Genomic DNA, 25243 nt, shown 5'->3' on the forward strand with positions numbered 1-25243 from the left:
ACGCCAGCCTGAGGAAGGCTGGCGTTGCTACGTCAGGAAAACCGATGCTCAACTATTTTGTTAAACGTTTACTGGGGTTAATTCCAACGCTGTTGATTGTGGCGGTGTTGGTGTTTCTGTTTGTTCACCTGCTGCCGGGCGATCCGGCGCGGCTGATTGCCGGCCCGGAGGCGGACGCCTCGGTGGTTGCTTTGGTTCGTCAAGAGTTAGGGCTTGACCAGCCGTTGCCACAGCAGTTCTGGCATTTCATTCTCAATGCGTTGCAGGGCGATTTTGGGCAATCGATGGTATCGAAACGTCCGGTTTCGCAGGAGATCGCCACGCGTTTTCTACCGACATTATGGCTCACGTTAACCAGCATGGTGTGGTCGGTGATTTTCGGTATGGCGATTGGCATCGCTTCGGCGGTATGGCGTAATCGCTGGCCCGACCGCATTGGCATGACGTTGGCGGTTTCAGGGATCTCATTTCCGGCGTTTGCGCTCGGTATGCTGCTTATGCAGGTTTTTTCCGTGCAACTGGGCTGGCTGCCGACCGTGGGTGCCGATAGCTGGCGTCACTATATTCTGCCGTCGATTACGCTTGGCGCGGCAGTAGCCTCGATCATGGCGCGTTTTACGCGCGCTTCGTTTGTCGAAGTCATGCAAGAAGATTATATGCGTACCGCGCGGGCCAAAGGCGTGCGGGAATCGCTGGTGGTGGTGAAGCATGGTTTACGTAATGCGATGATCCCGGTGGTCACAATGATGGGTCTGCAATTCGGTTTTTTGCTGGGCGGCTCGATTGTGGTTGAGGTGGTTTTCAACTGGCCGGGATTAGGACGTTTATTGGTTGATTCCGTCGAGATGCGCGATTATCCGGTTATTCAAGCGGAGGTACTGCTGTTTTCACTGGAGTTTATTTTAATCAATCTCATGGTCGATATGCTTTACGCAGCGATCAATCCTGCGATTCGCTATAAGTAAGGAGCGACGATGAAGAATTGGCGACGTGAGGCGGCACTGAAGACGATGCCGACGCTGAACGAAAATCGCGTCCGCACGCCGTGGCGGGAGTTTTGGCGCCGTTTTCGCCATCAGCATGTGGCGATGATTGCCGGTCTGTTTGTGGTGGCGCTGATTATTGTGGCGTTTATTGCGCCGTGGATAGCGCCGTTTGATGCCGAAAATTACTTCGATTATGACCGTCTTAATGAAGGGCCGTCGCTGGTTCACTGGCTGGGCGTGGATTCGTTGGGCCGTGATATTTTTAGCCGGATATTGCTGGGCACGCGTATTTCGTTGATTGCCGGTTTTTTCTCGGTAGCGATCGGGACCGTAATTGGTACGCTGCTTGGCCTGGTTGCGGGCTATTACGAAGGCTGGTGGGATCGCATTATTATGCGTATCTGCGATGTGTTGTTCGCCTTTCCGGGGATTTTGTTGGCCATTGCCGTGGTTGCCATCATGGGCAGCGGTATTTCGAATGTGATTGTCGCGGTGGCGATTTTTAGCATACCCGCCTTTGCCCGTTTGGTACGTGGAAATACGTTGGTATTGAAGCATCAAACCTATATTGAGTCGGCGCGCAGTATTGGCGCGTCGGATTTGACCATTATCCTGCGTCATATTCTGCCGGGGACTATTTCCTCGATCGTGGTGTATTTCACCATGCGTATTGGGACGTCGATTATTACCGCCGCCAGTTTGTCATTTTTGGGTCTCGGCGCGCAGCCGCCGACGCCAGAGTGGGGCGCGATGCTCAACGAAGCGCGGGCGGATATGGTGATGGCGCCGCATGTGGCGGTATTCCCCAGCCTGGCGATTTTCCTCACCGTGCTGGCCTTTAATTTACTGGGCGATGGTTTACGCGACGCGTTGGATCCGAAGTTAAAAACATGAAGCCGTTTAACTATCAGCAGGATTTCGCCAACATTGATTTTCGCCATTCGCCGGAGCGTTACCAAGCCGCTGCGGCGGCCATTTTTAAACGCTATTGGGGTCGTTTACGCGCCGATGAAGATTATCTGGCGCGTAAAAAAGCGCATCAACAGGCTTATGGCTAAACCCGGCTGCCCCATAAATCATACTCATCGGCGTTTTCCACCGTCACGCGGATCACATCGCCCGGCTTAACGCGCGTTTCGCCATTGAGGTACACCGCGCCATCAATTTCCGGCGCATCGGCCATGCTACGACCAATTGCACCTTCCTCATCGACTTCATCGATGATGACCAGTATTTCGCGCCCGACTTTTTCTTGTAAACGTTCAGCGGAAATCCGTTGCTGGAGTTGCATAAAGCGATCGTAACGTTCCTCTTTTACCGCTTCCGGCACCTGTTCCGGTAACTGGTTGGCGGTGGCGCCCTCTACCGGGCTGTATTTGAAACAGCCGACGCGATCTAAACGGGCTTCTTTCAGGAAATCCAGCAACATCTGGAAATCCTCCTCGGTCTCGCCAGGGAAGCCAACGATGAAGGTGGAGCGTAACGTTAGATCCGGGCAAATTTCGCGCCAGCGTTTAATGCGCTCAAGCGTGCGCTCTACCGCACCGGGGCGTTTCATCAATTTGAGAATACGCGGGCTAGCGTGCTGCAAGGGAATATCCAGATACGGCAGGATCTTGCCCTCGGCCATCAGCGGAATAACTTCGTCAACGTGTGGGTAAGGGTAAACGTAATGCAAACGCACCCACACACCCAGTTTGGCCAGTTGTTCACACAGGCTTACCATGCTGGTTTTTACTGGTGAACCGTTCCAGAAGCCGGTGCGATGTTTAACGTCAACACCGTAGGCAGAGGTATCTTGCGAAATCACCAGCAGCTCTTTTACTCCGGCTTCGGCTAAGCGTTTCGCTTCATCCAGCACCGAACCAATGGGGCGGCTATCCAAATCGCCACGCATCGACGGAATAATGCAGAAGGTGCAACGATGATTACAGCCTTCGGAAATTTTCAGATAGGCGTAGTGACGCGGCGTCAGCTTAACACCCTGTTCAGGCACCAGGCTAAGGAACGGGTTATGCTGTGGTTTCGGCACATAGTGATGGACGTGGGAAAGCACCTGTTCGTAGCTGTGCGGGCCGGTAATTTCCAACACTTTTGGATGTACTTCGCGGATCTGATTCTCTTTTGCGCCCAGGCAGCCGGTAACGATCACTTTACCGTTTTCATTAAGCGCCTCGCCAATCGCCTCTAGTGACTCTTGTACCGCACTATCAATAAACCCGCAGGTATTCACAATCACGATTTCTGCGTCATCGTAACGCGGCACCACATCGTAACCTTCGATACGAAGCTCGGTGAGGATGCGCTCGGAATCAACCAGGTTTTTTGGGCAGCCGAGGGAGACAAAGCCGACGCGCGGCGGCTGTTGGGTCACATTGCTCATAAGGTCAAAATTTCATCGTTTAGGGAGTTATCAGGCGGGGATTTTACCGGGGTTGAAGCAAAAATGCACCGCTATCTTATACGGCGGGCGTAGCGCCGTATTCGCCTGTCGCCTGGTTAACCCTCAACATAACAATGTATTGTATTGCGAAAAGAGACCAGGCGACAGGCAGTAATAGTGGTTACTCGCGGTTCTCCTTAATATTCCAACTGGATTGTGATTCCGCGCCTTTTCCACCGGAGGCGGCTTGTTCCCAATATTGGGTTTTAACTTTAGCGGACAGGAATTCCCACGACATGCCAATAATATCGCTATTTGTCTTACCGTTAAAAAGAGCGTTCGTAATAAGAACATCCTCTAACGTGATGCGGCAATATTCCATCTGATTCCCCCCGGCTTTACAGAGGGATAATTCAACTTTATTAATATGCTTGCCATTGGAAACGTAACGCATTATTGCGGGGGCGGCTTTATCAAGCTGAGACTGAACGGTTAAATCACGATAGTGAACTTTACCCGCGCCACCGCCGCCACCGACTTTCATATTTCCCGGTTGGTTGGCTCCCCAGGTAAACGACGTTACATTAATCCAGCCCTTATGATTTGCATCCTGCGACTCGCCCTGGATGCCGTCTATATTGAGAAAAATATCCGTACTCATTTGTCTTCCTTTTTATTACAGTGTAATTTGTACTCTATTAAATTGACCGGCTGAAACTCATACTGACACAAAGGTATCGTTATGGACAACTACTGGAATGAAAAAAGATTTTCGAGTTACTATCTCACTATGGCAAATTTAGAAGCGAATCAATTAACAGGTGTTGCTAATACTATCTCGCTTATTCATCTTAAAGATGGTTTTGTTAGAATCCAATTTCAGGATAATATTAAGTCTTTTATTAACGCTCAAATTAACGCTATTCGTTACGCGAAGTCTGAAAAAGAGTGTCAGGTCTGCCTCCAAAATATTCAACAGGAGCGTGAATATCTGACCATTCAGGATCGGATGTTGCGGTCGGGTGAAGCGGCGTTGCATGCTTCAATAGCGTTGGTTAAAACAGGGGATGTTTGGGGATACATCATTAAAGGCGTCGCGGTAGTTCTGAGTGGATTACAAATAGCCGCCGGCATCGGCGTGATGATGACGTTAAACCCGGCGGGGCTGGTGTTTGGGGCGATGCTTACTGCCCATGGATTTAATGGTGTGCAGGAATCATTTGAAAACATGAAAAATGAAACAGATAGCAGCGTGGGGTTTTTAAAAGAAGGCTATCGTATTATAGCGCAATTTATAGGGTGTGATCGCCGAATGGGCGAAATAGCCTATCACTCAATGGACATCGCATTGTCTGCCTATGGAATATTTAGACTCACATTGAAACCACAGTCATGGCGCTTATTTCATTATCTTAATCAGGATTATGTTCGTAACTTCAATAATATGACATCATTAGAGTTGGGTATTGAAATCGGTAATGATACCGCTTCTGTAAAATCCATCTATGAGCTCATTAACGACAAACGTTAAAATTCCTTTTTAAGAAAAAGATACGCTTTGGTTGCTAACCTTACTGGTGTCATAATATAGACAATAACTAAGAAAAATAGCATTGTTATAGAAAAAGAGAACAATTGATGGTACTCAAAAATCGCCATGCAAGCCCATAAAACAAACATACATAGTGTAAATATGGACATAACGATTAATCTTTTTCGTAACTCTTTTAATAGCGACAGATACGTTACGCCATCTTGTTCAACGTATTGCCGCAGGATAGCAATATCTTTAGCGGTAAAACCCTGTTCATGTAGTTGCCGAAGTAATCCTGTCTCATTCATCATATTCACATAGTAGTCCATTAAATGTGTTGGTACTATAGCCTGTTAAGCCAACCACCACAATACTGATTCTGGCGGCTATCTGGCAACGAGTATTTAATCAACTCAACCCGTAAGCGTTTTAGCTAATTAGCATAGTGGGTTATTATCAATTAATTTTAGCAATGGCAGTTTGTTATTTTAAGCGTTCATCGAATTGGAAAGGCACCGATTTTGCGGCGGCAATCAGTGAAACAGCATCGGGGTGATCGGGGTTCAGCAGGTAATTAAACTCAACCGGAGAAATGGCGCTGGGAACGCGTAATAAAGCCGAGCTGCTACCTGCCACCCATTCATCGCCAAGCGCGACCAGCGCAGAAGGAGCTTCAGAGGCGGCCCAGCTCGCGGGCAGCAATGAAATATCAACCGTCTGACTTAACGACTCATCAGCCTCAAGGCTAAGTAGAGTGAATGAATCCAACAGATTGGCGGCATTCAGATGCACCAGCATTTCTAACATCGTCAACGACGCGGCTTCTGACAAATACACCATTGAGGTGCCAACGTTGTTCCAGCGTCCGCCGCCTTCCCTGGCGCCATAACCACTCCATGCGGATGTTAAATAGCGAGTCTTGGTAAGGCGATAGAGCTTCACGAATAGACTCCATGCTCCAGGCGGGTAATCATTTTCATCACTTCATAAGCGCCCGCCTCAGATGCCACCAGTTCAGCCGGGGTTTTCCAGTTCAACCCACGTACCGGCTCATTAAGCCAGCGCCGGGCGGCGGCTTTGTCACCCTCGAACAGTTCAACCGCTCGATCGAGGATGCGAATAAAACGCACGATTTTTTCGCTTTGTTCGGGCGTGAAGCCATGTTTAATGCTGCGACTAAAGGTGGTGTTAGGAATACCGGTAATACGCTTAAACTCGCTTTGCGTGATATCCGCCCACTCCATCACCAGTGAAGCGACGTGTCCGCTTAGCCCGTTATCAATCTGAGTAACAACAGCAATGCCTTCGGCGCTTTCCAGCCCCGCAATCTGCCAAAGCCGCTCGCGGGAGGGGGAAGTTTGTGAGGGGGTAAATACTTTCATTGGCTTTCTCCCATTTGGTAATTTCAGTATATCCATATGGTAAGAGGTATGCAAATGATAGCGGATGAAGAGGAGAGTGACCTCGCTTATCGCGCCGGTTTCAGTACGGTTGGGTTACAACTCCTGCTGGCACCCATGGCGCTTCAAAATTTTATTACAGCTTTAAAGCTGTTTACGGTTTTTAACAGCCTAAATGCTGTAATGTTGTTATAACAGCTTATAGGGTGTAATGTTGTATAACAATCTATAGGCTGTATCAGAACCACCTTTTGGATCAGATAGTATGAAAAATGATTATCCGCTAAAAACGCTCAACCAGTTACGGCCATTTCTCCTTGGTTTCCGTAAAGCGAATGGACTAACGCAAAAAGACGTGTCCACAAGGTTAGGGGTTACTCAGCAGACTTATGCTCGTCTCGAGGCCAACCCAGCCAGTGCGAGCATTGAACGCCTGTTTAAGGTGTTTTCCGTGTTGGGTGTCGAAATCAGCCTCTCCTCTGAGGCCGTCACATCTGAAATGAAGCAGGCGGAAGAAAACGATAAAGTATTAAATTCACCTGCCAGACTGGAGAAATGGTAATGATATGAGCCGAAAACAGCAGCATTTAGCGATATGGATGAACGGCATCAAAGTCGGATTCTGGGAAAAGCGTAAAGGGGAAGATATCTTACGATACCTTCCGGAATGGAGTGTTGATGCGCAGGGAAGGCCTCTATCATTGTCTCTACCTTTTACGCCCGGGAACCAGACTTGGCGCGGAAATGTGGTACGTGATTACTTTGATAATTTACTACCGGACAGTGAAGGGATCCGCAGGCGTCTGGCTATGCGCTATCAGGCAGAAAGCCCCGAACCTTTTGATCTGCTGACAGAACTGGGAAAAGACTGCGTGGGAGCTATACAACTACTTCATGAAGACGAGGAGCCCACAGACCTATTTTCCGTAAAATACCGGCCTCTGTCTGAATCAGAAATAGCGACGACATTGCGCAATACTACCGAGGCATTGTTACCTGGCAGGCCGGGTGACTCTGATGACTTACATTTGTCGATTGCCGGTGCGCAGGAAAAAACAGCTTTACTTTGGCATGAAGATCGCTGGTGTATGCCAGAGGGCAATACGCCGACGACGCATATATTCAAGTTACCGCTCGGGCTAGTAGGAAACATGAAAGCAGACATGCGCTCATCGGTGGAAAATGAATGGCTCTGTTCGCAGCTTCTTGAACATTACGGGATCCCGGTGGCAAAAACGCAGATGGCCCAATTTGAAGACCAGAAGGCTCTGGTGGTTGAGCGTTTTGACCGGAAATGGTCAAGGGACCGACAGTGGATAATTCGCTTACCCCAGGAAGATATGTGTCAGGCTCGGGGTGTTTCGCCATTACGAAAATATCAGGCCGATGGCGGCCCGGGTATCACAGATGTAATGGATATACTGGCTCATTCAGACCACGCTGAACATGACAGAGCACTGTTCTTCAGATCGCAGATAATTTTCTGGCTGATGGCAGCCACAGACGGCCATGCCAAGAATTTCAGTATTACGATAGCGCCTCAGGGTCGTTATCACCTTACCCCTCTCTATGATGTTTTATCGGCATGGCCGGTAATTGGTCACGGAAACAATAAGATATCCTGGCAGAAATGCAAACTGGCAATGGCAGTCCGTGGTAGCACTAACTATTACCTTATTAACAGAATACAAAGACGACACTGGATCAAGCATGGCGAGTTAACTGGCCTTGGCAAGCAGCAGATCGAGACAATGATTGAAGAAATTATATCCGCGACTGCGGGTGTCATTGAACGTGTTTCCAGGGTACTCCCGGAAACGTTTCCACAAGAAGTTGCGGCAAGTGTTTTTGATGGGATTACGCAGCAATGCAGACGTCTGGCCGAGAAATAGCAGAGCTTCCTTTTATTCGTATGCCATTACTGGAGGCTCAGGATCTGACTAATTATGGGCTTTGGGTACGGCAGTGAAGATTATAACGTAAGCCGCTCGCGGGAGGGGGAAGTTTGTGAGGGGGGTAAATACTTTCATTGGCTTTCTCCCATTTGGTAATTTCAGTATATCCATATGGTAAGAGGTATGCAAATGATAGCGGATGAAGAGGAGAGTGACCTCGCTTATCGCGCCGGTTTCAGTACGGTTATTGGTATTTTTTGAATTGGTTTTTTGTGTAACGTTTTCAGTTAGTTATTAATAAAAAGAGTTTGCGCTTAGAGATTACTGGCGTATGGTTAGCAGAGATTGTTGGTGTGTTAAACCGCGAAGCGCTTTCGCTATCAATGGATGATAAGCAAATGAATAACTCCGCCTACATGAGAGCCAGGTTCAAAACCGATCGCGCCATCGCACAGGCGTTGGAGAAGGGGATTAAAGGGACGATTAATGGCGCCGGGAACACTTTCGACAATATTTACCATGGTCTTGAACGCGCCAGTTGGTACTCTTCCTGTTTTTTCGAACGCTACCAGGATATTTGCCGCGAGATCGGCAGAGAAGATGTGCGGATGGTAAAGGCGATAGTGGAGGTTTTTAATCGCAAGGATGTGGTGTTCGATATGTTTCTGTTGTATGTCGAGTATGTGTTGGGGTTGCCGCAGGAAGGTCAGCATAAAGTTGTAGGGAATGTCACCAGGGGAGTAAGTGGTATTGTTGTTGAGGGTGTTACAGGTATTGCTACAAAAAAAGCACTGGCTTACTCAATAGCCAGGACTATTTCTGAATCTTTTAATTTATCTCATCGGATTAAAAATCAGATATATAACGGCAGCCGGTATATTCTTACAGCGATTGGGTTCTATGGTAGAAATCAAAAAGCAGCGTTGGCTGCGCGAAGGCTAAAAAGAGTACATCCCACTTATTACCATGCATTGTACCGTAATAACCTTGAGATGCTATATATTTATATCGAGCCGATTATAGTTGAATTGATTTATGTGTTGCAAAAAAAAGAAAATATCACGGAAGAGCAACTGATTAATTTTATTGAGAACTTAAGAAAATGATTAAAGATCTATTAAAAAGAATAATTTATCCGATCTTGTTCGATACCATTCCTATCATTGTTATTATAATTTTATCCGCGATCTATGTCGAATTTATCCCCCAGCACTGGGGTAAGCTAACGCTGATTACGGTCTTTATCGTCGGGTGGATTGCTTGTAAGTTAATGCCGGATAAATATATGTGATATTTAAGGCGTAACTCACTATGATTTTTATAGAAATAATCTTGAGATGCTATACCTCTATATTGAGCCAATTATTATTATTTTCACTCATGCACTAGAAACCAGAAAAAATCTAACGGAAGATGAGTTTGCTTTACTTTTAAAGGATTTAATAAAATGATGAAGATTATTAAGTTTATATTTTTAAGTTTATTTTTTGATGTCATTCCGGTATGGATAGTTATTATACTCTCAGCTTTATATGTAGAATTTATTCCCGAGCACTGGGGTAAGTTAACGCTACTTACAATTGCTGTGGTGGTGTGGAAAGGGGATTGTTTTGATCCAATTAAAAAATAAATAGAATTTATAAATCACTAGTGAAATTATCAACGGAGGAGTAAAAGATTAAAGGAATATTAAAGAGAATTTTTTATATGACACTTTTTACGTACATACCTGTAGTTATTGATGTCATTTTTGCTATTTTATATGTCGAATTTATCCCCCAGCACTGGGGTAAGTTAACGCTGATTACGGTCTTTATCGTCGGATGGGTTGCCTGTAAGTTAATGCCGGATAAATATATTTAATTAGCGAGGGGCAGCATTCCACCACCCCGACTAAGGAGGCTAAAAACTGGAGGTATGATGTTTAATATTCCAGCCAGCGCGCGTCTCCGCACCTCTGCCGCCCAAGGCATGTTGTTCCCAGTATTGCAACTTTACCGTTTCAGCCTGAAATTCATATTCAACCTCTGTCTCTAAACCACTATCATCAAACAGTACTTCGGAAACCATGACGTTCTCCAGCGTAATACGATAATATTCGATCTGCCCGTCGCCAGCCTTGCAGGCTGAGAGTTCTGCTTTCCGAATCCGATTCCCGTTGGAGGCAAATAACATCAATGCCGGCGTTGATTTATCGATGGTGGTGCGTACCATCAGGTTGTGATAATTTACCATCCCCGGCCCATTGCCGGAACGTGTTACTCCCCACGTATAGGCGTGAATATTTATCCATGCCGGATGGTTAGCATCTTTCGATTCTCCTGTAACGTTGTGAACTTTTAAAAAGAGATCGTTCATTTCCTTACCTCAATAATTAATTGCTCCGTTATCGTGATAATAATCCATCTCAAAGTCGCGTAATATTTAATTATTCTTCTGGAAGGGATTCGTTATAACAACTTGTTACGGTGATTCTGACTTATTTTAAATGGTTTTAATAAACCACTGGCAGATAAAACGCTAAATAAGATCGTTACTTTTCTCGTCAGGCAAGGTTTTGTAAAGATAGCGCGATTATGGTTACCCATTACGGCAGTTATTACTAAAGTTAGAAGACAATAATGTCCAAGGAGATGTTTATGACTCGCCTATTGTTATCCTCTGCATTAGCCAGTGCGCTGGTATTTTCTGTTTCTGCAACCGCGGCGGAGAAAGTCACCGTCCAGCAGTTACAGGACAAACTGAATCATCCGTGGTCAATCGCTTTTCTCCCCGATAATCAAAACCTGCTAATTACTGAGCGTTCAGGTCAGCTCCGCACCTGGAGCCCCCAACACGGGCTATCGCAACCCATCAACGGGGTGCCAAAAGTGTGGGTACAAAGACAGGGAGGATTATTAGATGTGGCGTTAGCGCCTGATTTTGCCGATAACAGACGTGTTTATCTGAGCTATACCGAAGCCAATAAAGCCGGGCAGGCCGGGGCGGTGGTAGGTTATGGCGTACTGAGTGACGATAATCAAACGTTACGCGATTTTAACGTCATCTTCCGCCAACAGCCACAACTCTCCAGCGGGGCAAACATAGGTACCCGGCTGGCCTTCGATCGGCAGGGTTACCTCTATATTTCATTGGGCGATCACTTCCATAGCGCCGCTGCACAAGATTTGGATAAGTTACAGGGCAAACTGGTACGCCTGAATGCCGATGGCAGTATCCCGCCGGATAACCCTTTTGTCGGGCGTAAAGGGGCGCGCGGCGAGATCTGGGCCTATGGGTTACGCAACCCGCAAGGGCTGGCATTAAACCCATGGACGCAACAGATTTGGGAGAGCGAACATGGTCCGCGCGGCGGCGATGAAATTAATATTCCGCAGAAAGGCAAAAACTACGGTTGGCCGGTAGCAACGTGGGGCATTGATTATAGCGGGCAAAAAGTACCAGAGTCGAAAGGCGGCGAGGTTCCTGGCACCGAGCAACCAATCTTTTACTGGAAAGTTTCGCCAGCGATTAGCGGAATGGCATTTTATAATAGCGCCAAATTCCAGATCTGGAAAAACTCAGTGTTCATTGGCGCATTGAAGGAGAAAAGCTTAATTCGCCTGAGTATCAATGGTGACAAGGTGGTAGAGCAGGAGCGGTTATTACAAGATCGCGGGGAACGGATCCGCGATGTGCGCCAAGGACCGGATGGCTATCTCTACGTGCTGACCGATGAAGATAACGGGAAATTACTTAAAGTGGGGTTACAACCCTAATTTCCCGGCTAGCCGTACCGGGTAGTCAAACGGGCCGGGCACGTCGATGGCGTGCCCGGTCACGGTTATTTTACCCAACGGCAAATTTCCCAGCCGCGTTGCACCGCTTCCTGCTGCAAAAGTGCATCAGGGTTGATGACATAGGCATGGTCAGCATGTTCCAGCAACGGCAGGTCATTCATCGAGTCACTATAGGCCCAGGTATGCTGGAAGTGGTTTACTGTCTGGAGCGATTTCCAGTCAGTAAGCCGGGAGACTTTGCCATCGCGGTAGGTCATGGTGCCATACGTTTGCCCACTGTAGCGGTCGTCAATAATCTCAACGCCAATGGCCAACGCGCCATGTGCGCCTAATTGCTGCGCAATGGGGATCACTAAATGTTCGCCGCTGGCGGAAATGACCATGATGGTGTCGCCGCGCGATTGATGCCATGCCATACGCTCGCGGGCGGAGGGGTAAACGCGTGGCATAATATCGCGCTGAATAAAGCGCCGCACCCAGCCTGAAACGGTTAACCTGCCAAGGCCAGCCAACGGGGCCAGCGTGGTGTTCATATAATCTTCAATCGAGAGTTTTCCCTGATAATACTCTGCCATCAGCGCCTGTTCTTGCTCAATTAACGAGGCGGGGGCAAAGCCTTGCGATACCAACCAGCGCAGCCAAAGGCTGGTACTGTCCTCGCAAATCAGGGTTTCATCCAGGTCGAAAAGGGCTAAATCCATCATCGTTCTCCTCAGACAAACTTAGATCAGGTTAACGGAATTTTGTGACGCACTTAACTTTTCTGGCAAAAATCGGAATTACCCCCAAGTGCGTTGACGATACGAGAGGGCAAAAAAATGGGATCAGCGCAGCAATCCCCGGATTTATCTAATAAACTCTAAAAAACTTTACGGTCATACTCTGTTTTTCCGCGCGCCGAAAAGTTAGCGTAGATAGCGCGTCCCTGTTTCGTAACACTGTGAAACACTTGATATTAAAATGGATACTCTGGTCACGTCATGATGAAAACTCGTTTCTCTGCCGGTGTCCGGGCACTGGCTGTGGGCGGCACGCTATTGCTGCTTATCCCCGAACTCTCTTCTGCTGAACAGGCGCCAGCGGCGCCGCAAATCGATGCCAAAGCATGGATTTTGATGGATTACGCCAGCGGCGACGTGTTGACCGAGTCGCACGCGGATGATCGCCTTGATCCCGCCAGTCTCACCAAAATGATGACCAGTTACGTGGTGGGGCAGGCGATTAAAGCCGGCAAAATTACCCGTGATGATATGGTCACCGTGGGTAAAGATGCCTGGGCCACCGGCAATCCGGCACTAAAAGGCTCTTCGCTAATGTTCCTTAAACCGGGCGACCGTATTCCGGTATCCGAACTGAATAAAGGCGTGGTTATCCAGTCGGGGAATGATGCCAGTATTGCGCTCGCGGATTACGTTGCCGGTAGCCAGGACTCGTTCGTCGGTTTAATGAACGGCTACGCCAAAGCGCTCGGTTTGCAAAATACCGCGTTTAAAACCGTCCACGGCTTAGATTCCGAAGGTCAGTATAGTACCGCGCGCGATATGGCGCTTATTGGTCAGGCATTGATTCGCGATGTGCCGGATGAGTATGCGTTAAATAAGGAAAAAGAGTTTACCTTTAACAATATTCGCCAGCCGAATCGTAACCGCCTGTTATGGAGCACCAACCTTCACGTTGATGGCATTAAAACCGGTCACACCTCCGGCGCGGGTAATAATCTGGTGGCGTCGGCAACCGAAGGTAATATGCGTCTAATCTCGGTGGTGTTAGGAACCGCAACCGATAGTATCCGCTTTCGTGAAAGTGAAAAGTTGCTCACGTGGGGGTTTCGCTTTTTTGAAACGGTTACGCCGCTGAAAGCCAACGTTGCGTTTTCGACGCAGCGTGTGTGGTTTGGTGCGCAAAAGAGTGTCAGCCTCGGCGTACAGAAAGACGCGTCGCTGACCCTTCCTCGCGGGCAGGTAAAGAATCTCAAGGCTAGCTTTACTTTAGCATCGCCGCAGTTGCAGGCGCCTTTGAAAAAGTATCAGCAAGTGGGGACTATTGATTTTCAGCTTGATGGCAAAAGCGTGGCGCAGCGGCCTTTAGTGGTGTTGGAGGCGGTGCCGGAAGGTGGCTTCTTTAGCCGTATTTGGGATTTTGTGATGATGAAGTTGGATGATTTATTCGGGAAGTGGTTTTCCTGAATAAAGCCGCGTGGGTGAAAGAGCGCGGCATGCCGCGCTCTGTTGTTCTCTATTCGAACAGCGAGTAGAGAATGGCGGAAATCGCTATCAGGCCAATAATCACCACAAATAGATTGCTGGCGGCACCACTGTATTTACGCATCGCCGGGACTTTATTAATCGCATACATCGGCATCAAGAACAGCAAAACGGCAATAATCGGGCCGCCGAGCGTTTCAATCATCCCCAGAATGCTCGGATTCCAGCTCGCGACAAGCCAGGTGGTAATCAGCATAAACAGCGCGGTAAAACGGTTCAACGCCGGTTCGCTAATCTGCTTACCTCGGCCCCGTAATGACTTGATGATTAAGCCGTTAAAACCTTCACGCGCGCCAAGGTAGTGACCGAGGAAGGATTTGGTAATTGCAACCATCGCAATAATCGGCGCCAGCCAGGCCATCATTGGCGTATTAAAGTGATTAGCTAAATAGGACAAAATAGAGATATTTTGCGCTTTCGCTTCGGCAAGATTTTCCGGTGAAAGGCTCAGAACGCAGCTAAAAACAAAGAACATGACGGTAATAACCATCATGACATGGCTACGGGCAAGGATCCGTGAGCATTTAGGTTCGGCTTCCGCGCCGTATTCATCTCGCTTTGCTACCGCAAAAGCCGAAATGATCGGTGAATGGTTAAAGGAGAACACCATTACCGGAATAGCCAGCCACAAGGTCATTAGCAAACCGCTGCCGCTGCCGGAGAAGCTGGCCGTACGGAAAATGTCGCTGCTCCAGCCAGGAATTAACCACAGTGCTAATAACATCAATATGGCGACAAAAGGGAACACCAGCAGACTCATGGTCTTCACGATGATTTCCTTGCCGAAACGCACAATGGTCATTAGGCCGATAATCAAAATCAATGCCAGCAGCGCGCGCGGCGGAGCATTGAGGTGTAACTGATGAGTCAGAAAACTTTCGACGGTGTTGGTAATTGCGACGCTGTAGACTAACAAAATAGGATAGATAGCGAAGAAATAGAGCAGAGTAATCAGTTTACCGGCCCCCTTTCCAAAATGCTCTTCTACCACTTCGGTGATATCTTCGCCCGGATTGCGGCCAGAGAGCACAAAACGGCAGAGTCCGCGATGGGCATAAAACGTCATTGGAAAGGCCAGAATGGTCATCACAATGAGTGGGATCAGGCCGCCGATACCGGCATTGATCGGTAAAAACAGTACGCCTGCGCCAATGGCGGTGCCATATAGCCCCAGCATCCACATAGTGTCGCTTTTTCGCCAGGCGGCGGCGTTATCTGCGCGCTGTTCGGTGACGATAGTTTGGGATGAATCCATTATTTCCTTTCCCTTTGCAGTCAATAAAATCTCTGCGGCGTCGTGATGCCTCTGCCGTTGAATGCCGCATACTCTATCACCAGTAAAACGTGAACTCAGCGTCTGTTTAGCCGCTGAGGGTGAGCGCGATCACAACTGTAATCTCCCTGTTGGTTTTATGGTCTATTTATTGTCTTGTTGGTATCGGTCCATGCTGGTTTTTGGCTAAAAAGGTAGCGTTATCTGCTGAAATTGCCGGGGTGTGGCGTGATGGAATAGCGTAGGGGGAGAGAAGGAGGCCCATAAATGGGCCCGCAGGAATCAATGACGCACCCAACCTTTACGGATTGGCAACGCAAACACGAAACGGTAGGCCTGGCTTGCCCGTTCGGAGAGTGTTTCGCCGTAAAACTGCCAGGCCATATGGGAAAACAAGCAGCCCAACATACCGACCAGGAAACCGCCCAGCATATCCATCGGCCAATGTACGCCAAGGTAAATCCGTGACCAGGCGATAGCAACGCCAACCAGCAGGAGCAACACGCCAGACCACAGGCGATGCCAGAAAATAAACGCCAGCGCGAAGGTAAAGATCGCCGTGCCGTGATCGCTGGGATAGGAGTCATCCGCCGCGTGTGAAAGGAATTGGTGACCGAGCCCAACGGCGAAGGGACGCGCATGTGGAAACAGCTCTCCGGCACACCAAGAGATCGCCATTGCGTATAACAGGGCGATGCCGGTTTTTAACACCAGCGCGCGTTGTGAGCCGACCCGATCGCGCGGCCCCCATAACCACAACGCGACGATCAGCATTGGAACAATGGCGATCAGATCTTTGGCAATAAACGTCGCCATTTCCAGCGCCCACTCCGGCGAGTGCGGCGTGGCATTGATCCAGAGAAACAGACTCCGGTTCAGTTCTTCCATCATGAATGCTTCCTCGTTCTATTCAACAGATGCGAAACACATCCGAAAGTGAAAAGTTGTGCTAACCAAACCCACCAACCTGCCCACAGGTTGTGAGAAAAAAAGTGCGCGCCGCGCATGACCTGACCAAACCCCATTAACAAGCCCAGCGCCAATGCCGCGCTCCAGCAAAACCAAGCCAATTTCGGGCGTTCAGGCCAGAACAGGAAAAACAGCGCCATGGCGCTAAATCCGCTGGAGGCATGGCCGCCCGGGAAGCAACGTCCGGGGCCGCTGCCGAGTGGGATATGACCGAGTAGTGGGTACGAGATGGCCTTACCGCCAAACTCGACCAGGCTCCACGGGCATGAATGCGCGCTGGTGGCTTTCAGTATCCCAACCGCTAACGGGCCAATACCTATCAATAACGCCACTAAAATCTGGCGCGGCTGGCGTTTGATGATGCCGCGCAGTAACAGCACAACGCCGCCGATAATCACCAGATCCTTCAGTAAGCGATGATTAATCCATTCCAGCCAACGGTTATCTTTCAGCGGGAAATTCTGCGCGCTGGGATCGTACCAGACCTGGCTCAACATCAAATCCCAGCTTTCGTTACGCGAGAACCAAAAAAACATCACACCGAAAAAAGCCAATAAAACAAAGTGGGTAGCGTAAAAGCGTGCGGACAACAGGTAAATGGAGTTTGTCCGAATCCTTTCCGGCGTTAAGGTTTGATTTAGTTTTGAAGTCAGTTGCATGAAGAATTGATGAATAAGAAAACAGGATAGGTATTTTGCTCACTCCTGCTTAAGATAACCTTAAGCAACCAAAGCGGGGGAACGCGCAGAGGGAGAGGGTTAACGCATAAAAAAACCCGTTAATCAGAGATTAACGGGCACCTCAATTTGGGGATTTCAAAGAAAAGCAGTGGCATTAATTATGACTACATCCCTGACTAAAAGTTCTGCGGAATATATAAATATTTTTTTAACCGCCTAACAAAGGCCAGATGATCACAATCAATGTCCCGGCCAGCGTTAATAGCACGTTTGCGATGGCATAGGTGCCTGCGTAGCCAAGGGCTGGGATGTTGCTACGCGACGTATCGCTAATAATCTCCATTGCCGGTGCGCAGGTGCGTGCGCCCATAATGGCGCCAAATAACAACGCGCGATTCATCCGTAATATATAAGCGCCAAACAAGTAACACAGTACGACCGGGATTAAGCTTACCGCTAACCCGGACAGCAGCATCTGCACGCCGGTCGCGCCAAGACCATGCGTCATTCCACTGCCTGCGCTGAGACCGACGCCGGCCATAAACACCATCAAACCAAACTCTTTCACCATGGTTAGCGCCCCCTGGGGAATATAACCAAAAGTGGGATGGTTGGCGCGCAGAAAGCCCAGCATAATTCCGGCAAACAGCAGCCCGGCGGCGTTGCCGATGCCAAAGCTGAAATTACTAAACTGGAAGTTGATCATGCCAATCATCAGGCCGATGATAAAAAAGGCGCAGAAAGCCAGAAGGTCGGTCATCTGACTATGAATTGAGATAAATCCGATGCGGTCGGCAACACTTTTTACTCGCCGCGCTTCGCCGCTAACCTGTAACACATCCCCTTTATTCAACATAATGCTGTCATCAATTGGCATTTCAATCTGACTGCGGATAACCCGGTTTAAAAAGCAGCCGTGATCGGTCAAATTAAGCTTGCTTAGACGCTTATTAACCGCATTGTGGTTTTTAACCACAATCTCTTCCGTTACGATGCGCATGTCCAGCAGGTCGCGATCGAACACTTCCTTACCATTACGGAAACTGGGATCGAGCCGCGAATGGGCATCAGGATAACCGACGAGAGAGATTTCATCGCCCATCTGCAACACGGCATCGCCATCCGGGCTTGCGAGAATACCATTACGGCGGATACGCTCAATATAACAGCCGGTTTGACGATAAATCCCCAGCTCACGCAGGTTCTTGCCATCGGCCCAGGAAACCAACTCTTGCCCCACGCGATATGCACGAATAACCGGTAAGTAGACTTTGCGCTGGCTGTCGGCATCCAGCCCGCGTTCCCGCGCGATTTGTTGAGCACTGGTCGATAAATCCTGATGTTGTAATTTCGGCAGATAACGCGCAGCCAAAATCAGGCTGACCAGGCCAACCAAATAAGTGAGCGCGTAGCCAAGGCTAAGATTATCTTGCATGCGACCAAGCAGTTGGCTATCGAACAGCGTTTGCCGCAACGTATCGCCGGCGCCGACCAATACCGGCGTTGAGGTCATGGACCCGGCTAGCATCCCGGCGGTGAGCCCAATATCCCAGCCGAAAATTTTCCCCAATACCAGCGCGATAAGCAGTGCGCTGCTGACCATTACCATCGCCAGCATCAGATAATTCTTTCCATCGCGAAAGAAAATAGAGAAAAAGTTAGGGCCTGCTTCTACGCCAACGCAAAAAATAAATAACATAAAGCCAAGATTCAGCGCATCGGTATTGATCAGGAAATGCTGTTGCCCCAATAGAAGCGAAACAACCAAAACGCCAATGGAATTACCAAGTTGAACCGAACCCAATCGTAATTTCCCCAGGCAAAGCCCAAGTGCTAATACGACAAATAATAACAGGATGTAATTCCCGCTTAACAAATCTGCGACGTTTATGTTCACGGCTTAACTTCTTGTTTACCAGTAACTTGTTGAAAGAATGGGTTTATTGCGCTAACGTTTATCGTCGTGAACAGGGCGGCGGTAGAAAAGCATGCCGTTCCATCGTCATGGTTCTCAGAGGATAAATTAAAGCGGCCCTATTTTAGACGGGAATTCATGTCACAGCCAGTAAAAAGCCCTGTCGAGAGAGAAGGTTTATTTTCAATCTTTCTGCAGCCAAACCTTTCAATGTCACAATATTATCTTCGTGCGATCGGCCTAATCTGAAAAGCTGAGGAAAACCTATGTTATTACATGGCGTCCGTTGGTTTAGCGTAGTGTTCGGAGCCGCTATTTATTGTGCGGTTTTTATTTTTGTACGTCACGACCTTCTGACTGACAATAATAATCCTTCCCACACGCAATTGGGTCTATTGTTGTTTATCGCGCCAGGCATGGTCGCCGCTTTCATCGCCCCGCGCGCGCCGCTTAGCGTAGCATTACTTGCCGCGCTTATTGCTACGCCGTTTTGTGTGCTAGTGACTTGGCTGGTTTACGCCTGTGTCGATAGCTTTTGGCAAGAGATGGCGTGGAATAGTAGTGCGATTTTTTGGAGTGGGTTGGGCGCATTGGTGGTGATGTTTTGGCGCGCAATGACACCTTCCGGCCGCTTACCTTAATCAACCCCCGGCGCATGAAAAAACCGGCCCTGTCACCAGAGCCGGTTTTCTCTTTAAGCTTAAGATTCCTGAAACAGGCTCAGGTGCTCTTTCGCGTAAGCTTCGAAATCGGTGCAACCGCCAATATGTTTCTGATCAAGGAAGATCTGCGGCACGGTTTCTACCGGTTTTCCAACGGTTTTTTCCAGATCGGCTTTACTGATACCTTCCGCGTGGATATCAACATAACGGAAATTGAAATCATCGCGCGATTCCGTCAGTTTTTCCGCCAGCTCTTTTGCGCGAACGCAGTAAGGACAGCCCGGACGACCGAAAATGACAGCAAACATAGGTATCTCCTTAACGATTATTTTGTGTGATCTGAATCACAGATTTCAGCTCAATGGCGCTCATGATGCCTGCTTCCTTCCCTGAAAGGAAGAAGGATTTGCCTGTTAGTCTGATTAGTGCAGACTATGCAATCCATCGAGATTACGCTTTCCCGGAGGGATTCGGCAACTGTCTGATACGATGAATTTAACCTTAGTAAGCGTTTAATTAAGCAATGTATAGACTGGAGAAACTGTTATGACGCCCACTATCGAACTGTTACGTTCGCACCGCTCCATACGCGCCTTTGTGGACAAGCCCATTCCGGCCGACTGGCGCGAGGCGATTATTGCTGCCGCGCAGTCGGCTTCAAGCTCCAGCTTTTTGCAGTGTTCCTCAATTATTCGTGTCACCGATCCTGAGATGCGTAACACATTAGTGACGCTGACCGGCGGGCAGGCCTATGTGGCGCAAGCCGCCGAATTTTGGGTATATTGCGCCGATTTTAACCGCCACCTGCAAATCTGCCCGGAAGCGCATCTCGGGATGGCGGAGCAGCTGTTATTAGGGTGTGTTGATACGGCATTAATGGCGCAAAATGCGATGGTCGCGGCAGAATCATTAGGTCTGGGGGGCGTCTATATTGGCGGTATTCGTAACAATATCGAACCGGTTGCCGAATTGCTTGCCCTGCCGAAATATGTACTGCCCTTATTTGGTATGTGCCTCGGCTGGCCCGCGCAGCAACCCGATCTGAAGCCGCGCATCCCCCCGCAGATGCTGGTGCACGAAAACCATTACCAGGCAGTTGATCCTGCGGTACTGGCTGATTACGATCGCCACCTGATTGAGTACTACACTACGCGTGATAGCAATCGCCGCCAGGAGAGCTGGAGCGAGCATATCCGTAAAACCATCATTAGAGAAAACCGCCCCTTTATTCTGGACTTTCTGCATAAACAGGGCTGGGCGACGCGTTAACGACGCTTTTTCGGAGGCCTTTGGGTGAAAATTGCCATTTTGTCCCGCGATGGTTCGCTCTATTCCTGTAAACGCTTACGGGAGGCTGCGCAGGCGCGCGGCCATAGCGTTGAGATTATTGATCCACTCTCATGTTACATGAATATCAACCCGGCTTCGCCAGCGGTGCACTATCGCGGGCGGCAACTGGGCTATTTCGATGCGGTGATCCCTCGCATTGGGTCCGCCATCACCTTCTACGGTACGGCGGTGTTACGGCAATTTGAAATGTGCGGCAGCTATCCGCTCAATGAGTCGGTGGCCATTACCCGAGCGCGTGACAAACTGCGTTCGCTACAGTTACTCGCGCGCCAGGGAATTGATATGCCGGTCACCGGCTTTGCGCATTCGCCGGATGATACCCACGATCTGATTGAGATGGTGGGCGGCGCGCCATTGGTGGTTAAGCTGGTTGAAGGAACCCAAGGCATTGGCGTGGTACTGGCAGAAACGCGGCAGGCGGCGGAAAGTGTGATTGACGCTTTTCGCGGCCTCAACGCCCATATTCTGGTGCAAGAGTTTATTAAAGAGGCGCAGGGGCGAGACATCCGTTGCCTGGTGATTGGCGACGAAGTGGTTGCGGCAATTGAGCGCGAGGCGAAGGAGGGCGATTTTCGTTCCAATCTGCACCGCGGCGGCCGGGCGCGCTGTGTAGAAATTACCGAACGCGAACGCGAAATCGCGGTAAAGGCTGTCGCCACGCTCGGGCTGGATGTGGCGGGGGTCGATATTCTACGCGCTAAACGAGGCCCGCTAGTGATGGAGGTGAATGCGTCGCCGGGCTTAGAAGGGATTGAAACCACTACGGGTTTAAACATTGCCGCGATGATGGTGGACTGGATTGAACAGCAGGCGCGACCGGGCTTCTGTCTTAAAACCGGTGGTTAGGCGCTATATTTCATCGGCGAGCATGGTTTTCGCCCCCGTTTTTCCGTAAGCTATTGCGCTTATTTGAACGCGGCATGGGGCAGTAGCATATGGATTCACTCGTCGTTCCAGATTTAGACGTATTACGACGTTGGCTGGATCAGCAAAGTATTACTTGGTTTGAATGTGATGCCTGCCAGGCGCTGCATTTGCCGCATATGCAAAATTTTGAAGGTGTGTTTGACGCCAAGTTAGATTTGGTGGATGACGTTATCCTGTTTTCGGCGCTGGCGGAGGTGAAGCCAACGGCATTAATTCCACTCGTCGCCGATTTATCGCAGATTAACGCCAGTTCGCTGACCGTGAAGGCTTTTCTCGACATTCAGGATGATAACTTACCGAAGTTGATTGTTTGCCAGTCGATCATTGCCAGCGCCGGTTTAACCTTTGGTCAGTTCGCCGGCTTTATGAAGCAGAGCGAAGAGCAAATTTCAATGGTGATTATGGAAGCCTTTGCCAATAATTTACTGATGCAAGGCGAAGAAGAAGACCCGGTCGCATCTGGCGTGCGGCAGTCAATGCTGCACTAATCCCCCAATCGCTTGCTGAATGCCGCATTACGCGGCATTTTCCATTTTTATCCCACCATTTTTTATTCTGCATTTTGCCCTTTAATGCCAGATATTTCTCGCGGTTTATGCCATATCTGGCGTATCACATAGAAGAAACATGCATAAAAAATCGATAAAAGGCGTTTTTTACGCTAGGGGCTAGTCTGCGCTCGCCAGTGGGGCTATTCTTGCGGGGCTGCATTTTGCGTGCAATGCCCGCTCAGGCATCATTTTTTTCTATTAAACTGCAGATGAATAATGATTCATTGTAAGCCAGTAATTTAACGCGTGATTCGCTTGTTCTGCATGGGGAACGAACCCCCCGCTTTTGGAGGAAGGAAGACATGTTCAACCAACGTAAAAAATGGTTGTCGGGTGTGGTGGCTGGTGTGCTAATGGCGGTTTCCGCCGGTACCCTGGCAGAGCAAAAAACGCTGCACGTTTACAACTGGTCAGATTATATTTCGCCAGACACGGTGCCCAATTTTGAAAAACAAACCGGGATTAAAGTTGTCTATGACGTGTTTGACTCCAATGAGGTGTTGGAAGGCAAACTGATGGCGGGCAGCACCGGTTACGATGTGGTGGTTCCTTCTTCCAGTTTCCTGGCGCGTCAGTTGCAATCCGGCGTTTTCCAGCCGTTGGATAAAAGCAAATTACCAAACTATAAAAATCTCGATCCGGCGCTGCTGAAAAAACTTGAGGAACACGATCCCGGCAATAAATACGCTATCCCTTATTTGTGGGCTACTACCGGCATTGGTTATAACGTTGATAAAGTCAAAGCAGTGCTGGGGAAAGATGCGCCGGTAAATAGCTGGGATCTGGTGCTGAAACCGGAAAATCTGGAAAAACTGAAAAGCTGCGGCGTCTCTTTCCTTGATGCGCCTGAAGAGATTTTCGCCACGGTACTGAACTACTTGGGCAAAGATCCGAACAGTTCCGACCCGAAAGATTACTCTGGCGCAGCGACCGATTTATTACTGAAGCTGCGTCCGAGCATTCGCTATTTCCATTCCTCGCAATATATCAACGACCTTGCGAATGGTAATACGTGTGTGGCTATCGGCTGGGCGGGCGATATTTTGCAGGCTAAAAACCGCGCTATTGAAGCAAAAAACGGCGTACATCTGGCGTATAGCATTCCAAAAGAGGGCGCATTGGCCTTCTTCGATATGATGGCGATTCCGAAAGATGCGAAAAATGTTGATGAAGCCTATCAGTTCCTGAACTACATCATGGATCCGAAGGTCATTGCCGACATTTCTGACAAGATGTTCTATGCCAACGGTAATAAGGCATCGTTGCCGCTGATTAATGCTGATATTCGCAATAATCCGGGGATTTTCCCCACGCCGGAAACCATGTCGAAATTGTTTGTGCTGAAAGTACAGGAACCGAAACTTGATCGGGTACGTACGCGCGCATGGACTAAAGTTAAAAGTGGTAAATAATTCGTCGAAGACGAGTTGATTCCATGGAGTTAACGCAACAGAGGTTCTGTCCTGGCCTCTGTTGCGTCATTTGTGCGGCTCCTTGCCGTAACGTTCCGCTTAGCGCCGGAGATAAATGTTAGTGAACGACGCGATCCCCCGCCCTCAAAGTAAACCGGTGAAGGCGCTGACGCCTTTGCTGGAGATCCGCAACCTGACCAAATCATTTGATGGTCAGCATGCTGTTGATGATGTCAGTCTGACGATTTATAAAGGCGAAATATTTGCGCTGCTGGGCGCTTCCGGTTGCGGTAAATCAACCTTGCTGCGGATGTTGGCCGGGTTTGAAACACCCACTCACGGGCAAATTGTGTTGGATGGACAAGATTTGTCCCACGTGCCGCCTTATCAGCGCCCCATCAATATGATGTTTCAATCTTACGCCTTGTTTCCTCACCTAACGGTGGAACAAAACATCGCCTTCGGCCTGAAACAGGATCGTTTACCCAAGGCGGAAATTGCCGGGCGCGTTGAGGAAATGCTGGCGCTGGTACATATGCAAGAGTTTGCCAAACGCAAACCGCATCAACTCTCCGGCGGACAGCGTCAGCGCGTGGCGCTGGCCCGTAGCCTGGCAAAACGGCCGAAATTGTTGTTGCTGGATGAGCCAATGGGGGCGCTGGATAAAAAGTTGCGGGACCGTATGCAACTTGAAGTGGTGGATATTCTTGAGCGTGTCGGCGCTACCTGCGTGATGGTGACGCACGATCAGGAAGAGGCGATGACCATGGCCGGGCGGATCGCGATTATGAATCGCGGGAAGTTTGTGCAGATTGGCGAGCCGGAAGAGATTTACGAGCATCCCACCAGTCGCTACAGCGCGGAGTTTATTGGGTCGGTCAACGTGTTTGAAGGCCTGTTACATGAACGTCAGCCAGATGGGTTGGTCATTCAAAGCCCAGGCTTGATGCATCCTCTCAAAGTTGACTCCGATGTTTCCGTGATGGATAACGTGCCGGTGTATGTCGCGCTGCGTCCGGAAAAAGTGATGCTGTGTGAAGAGGTACCCGCCGATGGCTGTAATTTTGCCGTTGGGGAAGTCACCCACATTGCCTACCTCGGCGACTTATCGATTTATCACGTGCGGTTACGCAGCGGCCAGATGATTAGCGCGCAGCTACAGAATGCGCACCGTTTCCGCAAAGGCGCGCCGACATGGGGCGATGAAGTGCGGCTCTGTTGGGAAGCCGACAGTTGCGTGGTTTTGACGGTATAGGGGAGGGA

General features: G+C 49.2%; 29 protein-coding genes and 1 pseudogene. 18 read left to right on the forward strand and 12 right to left on the reverse strand.

The window, feature by feature from the left end; translation table 11 throughout:
* The first annotated feature begins 44 nt into the window (after window positions 1-44).
* The 3 genes and pseudogenes from gsiC to PMPD1_RS22870 form a co-directional block, all read left to right on the forward strand.
* Window positions 45-965, forward strand: coding sequence for a glutathione ABC transporter permease GsiC (gene gsiC, locus PMPD1_RS08075; protein ID WP_173633550.1), 921 nt, complete (start codon window positions 45-47; stop codon window positions 963-965).
* A gap of 9 nt (window positions 966-974) precedes the next feature.
* Window positions 975-1880, forward strand: coding sequence for a glutathione ABC transporter permease GsiD (gene gsiD / locus PMPD1_RS08080; RefSeq protein ID WP_173633551.1), 906 nt, complete (start codon window positions 975-977; stop codon window positions 1878-1880).
* 62 nt (window positions 1881-1942) lie between these two features.
* Window positions 1943-2044: pseudogene (locus PMPD1_RS22870) on the forward strand (DUF4385 domain-containing protein); the annotation flags it as partial.
* On the opposite strand, the gene rimO reads toward PMPD1_RS22870, so the two are convergent.
* Both rimO and PMPD1_RS08095 read right to left on the reverse strand, forming a co-directional pair.
* Window positions 2041-3369 (reverse strand): 30S ribosomal protein S12 methylthiotransferase RimO, encoded by a 1329-nt coding sequence (gene rimO, locus PMPD1_RS08090; RefSeq protein ID WP_173633553.1) that lies wholly within the window; start codon window positions 3367-3369, stop codon window positions 2041-2043. The pseudogene PMPD1_RS22870 and the gene rimO overlap by 4 nt on opposite strands.
* A 181-nt stretch (window positions 3370-3550) precedes the next feature.
* Complete coding sequence (locus tag PMPD1_RS08095) at window positions 3551-4030, reverse strand: Hcp family type VI secretion system effector (RefSeq protein WP_173633554.1); 480 nt, start codon at window positions 4028-4030, stop codon at window positions 3551-3553.
* A gap of 81 nt (window positions 4031-4111) precedes the next feature.
* On the opposite strand from PMPD1_RS08095, the gene PMPD1_RS08100 reads away from it, so the two are divergent.
* Complete coding sequence (locus PMPD1_RS08100; protein WP_173633555.1) at window positions 4112-4900, forward strand: DUF4225 domain-containing protein; 789 nt, start codon at window positions 4112-4114, stop codon at window positions 4898-4900.
* On the opposite strand, the gene PMPD1_RS08105 is transcribed toward PMPD1_RS08100, so the two are convergent.
* The 3 genes from PMPD1_RS08105 to PMPD1_RS08115 all read right to left on the reverse strand — a co-directional run bounded on the left by PMPD1_RS08105 (window position 4897) and on the right by PMPD1_RS08115 (window position 6285).
* Window positions 4897-5220: a hypothetical protein gene (locus PMPD1_RS08105; RefSeq protein ID WP_173633556.1), complete on the reverse strand. Its 324-nt coding sequence runs from the start codon at window positions 5218-5220 to the stop codon at window positions 4897-4899. The two genes, PMPD1_RS08100 and PMPD1_RS08105, sit on opposite strands and share 4 nt — an antisense overlap.
* Before the next feature lie 166 nt (window positions 5221-5386).
* The gene (locus PMPD1_RS08110; RefSeq protein ID WP_173633557.1) at window positions 5387-5845 is read right to left on the reverse strand and encodes an RES family NAD+ phosphorylase; all 459 of its coding nucleotides are present in this window, start codon (window positions 5843-5845) and stop codon (window positions 5387-5389) included.
* A complete protein-coding gene (locus PMPD1_RS08115; RefSeq protein ID WP_173633558.1) occupies window positions 5842-6285 on the reverse strand; it encodes an Xre family toxin-antitoxin system antitoxin in 444 nt (147 codons plus the stop codon). The genes PMPD1_RS08110 and PMPD1_RS08115 overlap by 4 nt, the downstream gene beginning before the upstream one ends.
* Before the next feature lie 54 nt (window positions 6286-6339).
* Here PMPD1_RS08115 and PMPD1_RS08120 point away from each other — a divergent pair, with 54 nt between their 5' ends.
* From PMPD1_RS08120 to PMPD1_RS08145, 6 genes are all read left to right on the forward strand, one after another.
* Window positions 6340-6498 carry a hypothetical protein gene (locus tag PMPD1_RS08120; RefSeq protein WP_173633559.1) on the forward strand — a complete coding sequence of 53 codons (159 nt, stop codon included), beginning with the start codon at window positions 6340-6342 and terminating at the stop codon, window positions 6496-6498.
* Window positions 6499-6568: 70 nt separating this feature from the next.
* A complete protein-coding gene (locus PMPD1_RS08125; protein WP_173633560.1) occupies window positions 6569-6865 on the forward strand; it encodes a helix-turn-helix domain-containing protein in 297 nt (98 codons plus the stop codon).
* Window positions 6866-6869: 4 nt separating this feature from the next.
* Window positions 6870-8195: a type II toxin-antitoxin system HipA family toxin gene (locus PMPD1_RS08130; RefSeq protein ID WP_173633561.1), complete on the forward strand. Its 1326-nt coding sequence runs from the start codon at window positions 6870-6872 to the stop codon at window positions 8193-8195.
* Between the two features lie 311 nt (window positions 8196-8506).
* Window positions 8507-9304, forward strand: coding sequence for a hypothetical protein (locus tag PMPD1_RS08135; RefSeq protein WP_173633562.1), 798 nt, complete (start codon window positions 8507-8509; stop codon window positions 9302-9304).
* Window positions 9305-9645: 341 nt separating this feature from the next.
* Entirely contained in the window at window positions 9646-9828 is a 183-nt protein-coding gene (locus PMPD1_RS08140; protein ID WP_173633563.1) for a hypothetical protein, read from the forward strand.
* 77 nt (window positions 9829-9905) lie between these two features.
* Complete coding sequence (locus PMPD1_RS08145; protein ID WP_173633564.1) at window positions 9906-10061, forward strand: hypothetical protein; 156 nt, start codon at window positions 9906-9908, stop codon at window positions 10059-10061.
* 39 nt (window positions 10062-10100) lie between these two features.
* Here the strand turns inward: PMPD1_RS08145 and PMPD1_RS08150 are convergent, their stop codons facing one another.
* Entirely contained in the window at window positions 10101-10556 is a 456-nt protein-coding gene (locus PMPD1_RS08150) for an Hcp family type VI secretion system effector (protein ID WP_173633565.1), read from the reverse strand.
* 281 nt (window positions 10557-10837) lie between these two features.
* Here PMPD1_RS08150 and PMPD1_RS08155 point away from each other — a divergent pair, with 281 nt between their 5' ends.
* Window positions 10838-11956 (forward strand): PQQ-dependent sugar dehydrogenase, encoded by a 1119-nt coding sequence (locus PMPD1_RS08155; RefSeq protein WP_435529722.1) that lies wholly within the window; start codon window positions 10838-10840, stop codon window positions 11954-11956.
* 65 nt (window positions 11957-12021) lie between these two features.
* On the opposite strand, the gene PMPD1_RS08160 is transcribed toward PMPD1_RS08155, so the two are convergent.
* On the reverse strand, window positions 12022-12678 hold the full coding sequence (locus PMPD1_RS08160; RefSeq protein WP_173636151.1) for an HAD family hydrolase: 657 nt from the start codon (window positions 12676-12678) through the stop codon (window positions 12022-12024).
* A 279-nt stretch (window positions 12679-12957) separates the two neighbouring features.
* Here PMPD1_RS08160 and PMPD1_RS08165 point away from each other — a divergent pair, with 279 nt between their 5' ends.
* Window positions 12958-14163 carry a serine hydrolase gene (locus PMPD1_RS08165; RefSeq protein WP_173633567.1) on the forward strand — a complete coding sequence of 402 codons (1206 nt, stop codon included), beginning with the start codon at window positions 12958-12960 and terminating at the stop codon, window positions 14161-14163.
* 49 nt (window positions 14164-14212) lie between these two features.
* On the opposite strand, the gene PMPD1_RS08170 is transcribed toward PMPD1_RS08165, so the two are convergent.
* The 4 genes from PMPD1_RS08170 to PMPD1_RS08185 all read right to left on the reverse strand — a co-directional run bounded on the left by PMPD1_RS08170 (window position 14213) and on the right by PMPD1_RS08185 (window position 19060).
* The gene (locus PMPD1_RS08170) at window positions 14213-15496 is read right to left on the reverse strand and encodes an HAAAP family serine/threonine permease (protein ID WP_173633568.1); all 1284 of its coding nucleotides are present in this window, start codon (window positions 15494-15496) and stop codon (window positions 14213-14215) included.
* Window positions 15497-15796: 300 nt separating this feature from the next.
* A complete protein-coding gene (gene ybjG, locus PMPD1_RS08175; RefSeq protein WP_173636152.1) occupies window positions 15797-16402 on the reverse strand; it encodes an undecaprenyl-diphosphate phosphatase in 606 nt (201 codons plus the stop codon).
* Window positions 16402-17142, reverse strand: coding sequence for a phosphatase PAP2 family protein (locus PMPD1_RS08180; RefSeq protein WP_173633569.1), 741 nt, complete (start codon window positions 17140-17142; stop codon window positions 16402-16404). The genes ybjG and PMPD1_RS08180 overlap by 1 nt, the downstream gene beginning before the upstream one ends.
* Before the next feature lie 229 nt (window positions 17143-17371).
* A complete protein-coding gene (locus PMPD1_RS08185) occupies window positions 17372-19060 on the reverse strand; it encodes an aspartate:alanine antiporter (protein ID WP_173633570.1) in 1689 nt (562 codons plus the stop codon).
* 284 nt (window positions 19061-19344) lie between these two features.
* On the opposite strand from PMPD1_RS08185, the gene ybjM reads away from it, so the two are divergent.
* Complete coding sequence (gene ybjM, locus PMPD1_RS08190; RefSeq protein WP_173633571.1) at window positions 19345-19719, forward strand: inner membrane protein YbjM; 375 nt, start codon at window positions 19345-19347, stop codon at window positions 19717-19719.
* Between the two features lie 59 nt (window positions 19720-19778).
* On the opposite strand, the gene PMPD1_RS08195 is transcribed toward ybjM, so the two are convergent.
* Window positions 19779-20048, reverse strand: a complete 270-nt coding sequence (locus PMPD1_RS08195) for a GrxA family glutaredoxin (protein WP_173633572.1) — start codon at window positions 20046-20048, stop codon at window positions 19779-19781.
* 238 nt (window positions 20049-20286) lie between these two features.
* Between PMPD1_RS08195 and nfsA the strand changes: the two genes are divergently transcribed.
* The 5 genes from nfsA to potG all read left to right on the forward strand — a co-directional run bounded on the left by nfsA (window position 20287) and on the right by potG (window position 25235).
* Window positions 20287-21009: an oxygen-insensitive NADPH nitroreductase gene (gene nfsA, locus PMPD1_RS08200; RefSeq protein ID WP_173633573.1), complete on the forward strand. Its 723-nt coding sequence runs from the start codon at window positions 20287-20289 to the stop codon at window positions 21007-21009.
* Window positions 21010-21033: 24 nt separating this feature from the next.
* Complete coding sequence (gene rimK / locus PMPD1_RS08205; RefSeq protein WP_173633574.1) at window positions 21034-21936, forward strand: 30S ribosomal protein S6--L-glutamate ligase; 903 nt, start codon at window positions 21034-21036, stop codon at window positions 21934-21936.
* An 89-nt stretch (window positions 21937-22025) separates the two neighbouring features.
* Window positions 22026-22505, forward strand: coding sequence for a YbjN domain-containing protein (locus PMPD1_RS08210; RefSeq protein ID WP_173633575.1), 480 nt, complete (start codon window positions 22026-22028; stop codon window positions 22503-22505).
* 365 nt (window positions 22506-22870) lie between these two features.
* Window positions 22871-23980, forward strand: coding sequence for a spermidine/putrescine ABC transporter substrate-binding protein PotF (gene potF, locus PMPD1_RS08215; protein WP_173633576.1), 1110 nt, complete (start codon window positions 22871-22873; stop codon window positions 23978-23980).
* A gap of 121 nt (window positions 23981-24101) precedes the next feature.
* On the forward strand, window positions 24102-25235 hold the full coding sequence (potG, locus tag PMPD1_RS08220) for a putrescine ABC transporter ATP-binding subunit PotG (RefSeq protein ID WP_173636153.1): 1134 nt from the start codon (window positions 24102-24104) through the stop codon (window positions 25233-25235).
* Window positions 25236-25243: the final 8 nt, after the last annotated feature.

The organism is Paramixta manurensis (genome assembly GCF_013285385.1).
GTDB lineage: Bacteria > Pseudomonadota > Gammaproteobacteria > Enterobacterales > Enterobacteriaceae > Paramixta > Paramixta manurensis.

What these genes read in the sequence shown, in the direction of transcription:
- PMPD1_RS08115 (WP_173633558.1), bottom strand. Translation starts at nt 6,285, where the DNA reads ATGAAAGTATTTACCCCCTCACAAACTTCCCCCTCCCGCGAGCGGCTT.
- ybjM (WP_173633571.1), top strand. Translation starts at nt 19,345, where the DNA reads ATGTTATTACATGGCGTCCGTTGGTTTAGCGTAGTGTTCGGAGCCGCT.
- PMPD1_RS08155 (WP_435529722.1), top strand. Translation starts at nt 10,838, where the DNA reads ATGACTCGCCTATTGTTATCCTCTGCATTAGCCAGTGCGCTGGTATTT.
- nfsA (WP_173633573.1), top strand. Translation starts at nt 20,287, where the DNA reads ATGACGCCCACTATCGAACTGTTACGTTCGCACCGCTCCATACGCGCC.
- PMPD1_RS08120 (WP_173633559.1), top strand. Translation starts at nt 6,340, where the DNA reads ATGATAGCGGATGAAGAGGAGAGTGACCTCGCTTATCGCGCCGGTTTC.
- PMPD1_RS08145 (WP_173633564.1), top strand. Translation starts at nt 9,906, where the DNA reads ATGACACTTTTTACGTACATACCTGTAGTTATTGATGTCATTTTTGCT.
- PMPD1_RS08150 (WP_173633565.1), bottom strand. Translation starts at nt 10,556, where the DNA reads ATGAACGATCTCTTTTTAAAAGTTCACAACGTTACAGGAGAATCGAAA.
- gsiD (WP_173633551.1), top strand. Translation starts at nt 975, where the DNA reads ATGAAGAATTGGCGACGTGAGGCGGCACTGAAGACGATGCCGACGCTG.
- PMPD1_RS08125 (WP_173633560.1), top strand. Translation starts at nt 6,569, where the DNA reads ATGAAAAATGATTATCCGCTAAAAACGCTCAACCAGTTACGGCCATTT.
- potF (WP_173633576.1), top strand. Translation starts at nt 22,871, where the DNA reads ATGTTCAACCAACGTAAAAAATGGTTGTCGGGTGTGGTGGCTGGTGTG.
- ybjG (WP_173636152.1), bottom strand. Translation starts at nt 16,402, where the DNA reads ATGGAAGAACTGAACCGGAGTCTGTTTCTCTGGATCAATGCCACGCCG.
- PMPD1_RS08140 (WP_173633563.1), top strand. Translation starts at nt 9,646, where the DNA reads ATGATGAAGATTATTAAGTTTATATTTTTAAGTTTATTTTTTGATGTC.
- PMPD1_RS08180 (WP_173633569.1), bottom strand. Translation starts at nt 17,142, where the DNA reads ATGCAACTGACTTCAAAACTAAATCAAACCTTAACGCCGGAAAGGATT.
- gsiC (WP_173633550.1), top strand. Translation starts at nt 45, where the DNA reads ATGCTCAACTATTTTGTTAAACGTTTACTGGGGTTAATTCCAACGCTG.
- PMPD1_RS08170 (WP_173633568.1), bottom strand. Translation starts at nt 15,496, where the DNA reads ATGGATTCATCCCAAACTATCGTCACCGAACAGCGCGCAGATAACGCC.
- PMPD1_RS08165 (WP_173633567.1), top strand. Translation starts at nt 12,958, where the DNA reads ATGATGAAAACTCGTTTCTCTGCCGGTGTCCGGGCACTGGCTGTGGGC.
- rimO (WP_173633553.1), bottom strand. Translation starts at nt 3,369, where the DNA reads ATGAGCAATGTGACCCAACAGCCGCCGCGCGTCGGCTTTGTCTCCCTC.
- PMPD1_RS08160 (WP_173636151.1), bottom strand. Translation starts at nt 12,678, where the DNA reads ATGGATTTAGCCCTTTTCGACCTGGATGAAACCCTGATTTGCGAGGAC.
- PMPD1_RS08130 (WP_173633561.1), top strand. Translation starts at nt 6,870, where the DNA reads ATGAGCCGAAAACAGCAGCATTTAGCGATATGGATGAACGGCATCAAA.
- PMPD1_RS08100 (WP_173633555.1), top strand. Translation starts at nt 4,112, where the DNA reads ATGGACAACTACTGGAATGAAAAAAGATTTTCGAGTTACTATCTCACT.
- PMPD1_RS08095 (WP_173633554.1), bottom strand. Translation starts at nt 4,030, where the DNA reads ATGAGTACGGATATTTTTCTCAATATAGACGGCATCCAGGGCGAGTCG.
- PMPD1_RS08210 (WP_173633575.1), top strand. Translation starts at nt 22,026, where the DNA reads ATGGATTCACTCGTCGTTCCAGATTTAGACGTATTACGACGTTGGCTG.
- PMPD1_RS08195 (WP_173633572.1), bottom strand. Translation starts at nt 20,048, where the DNA reads ATGTTTGCTGTCATTTTCGGTCGTCCGGGCTGTCCTTACTGCGTTCGC.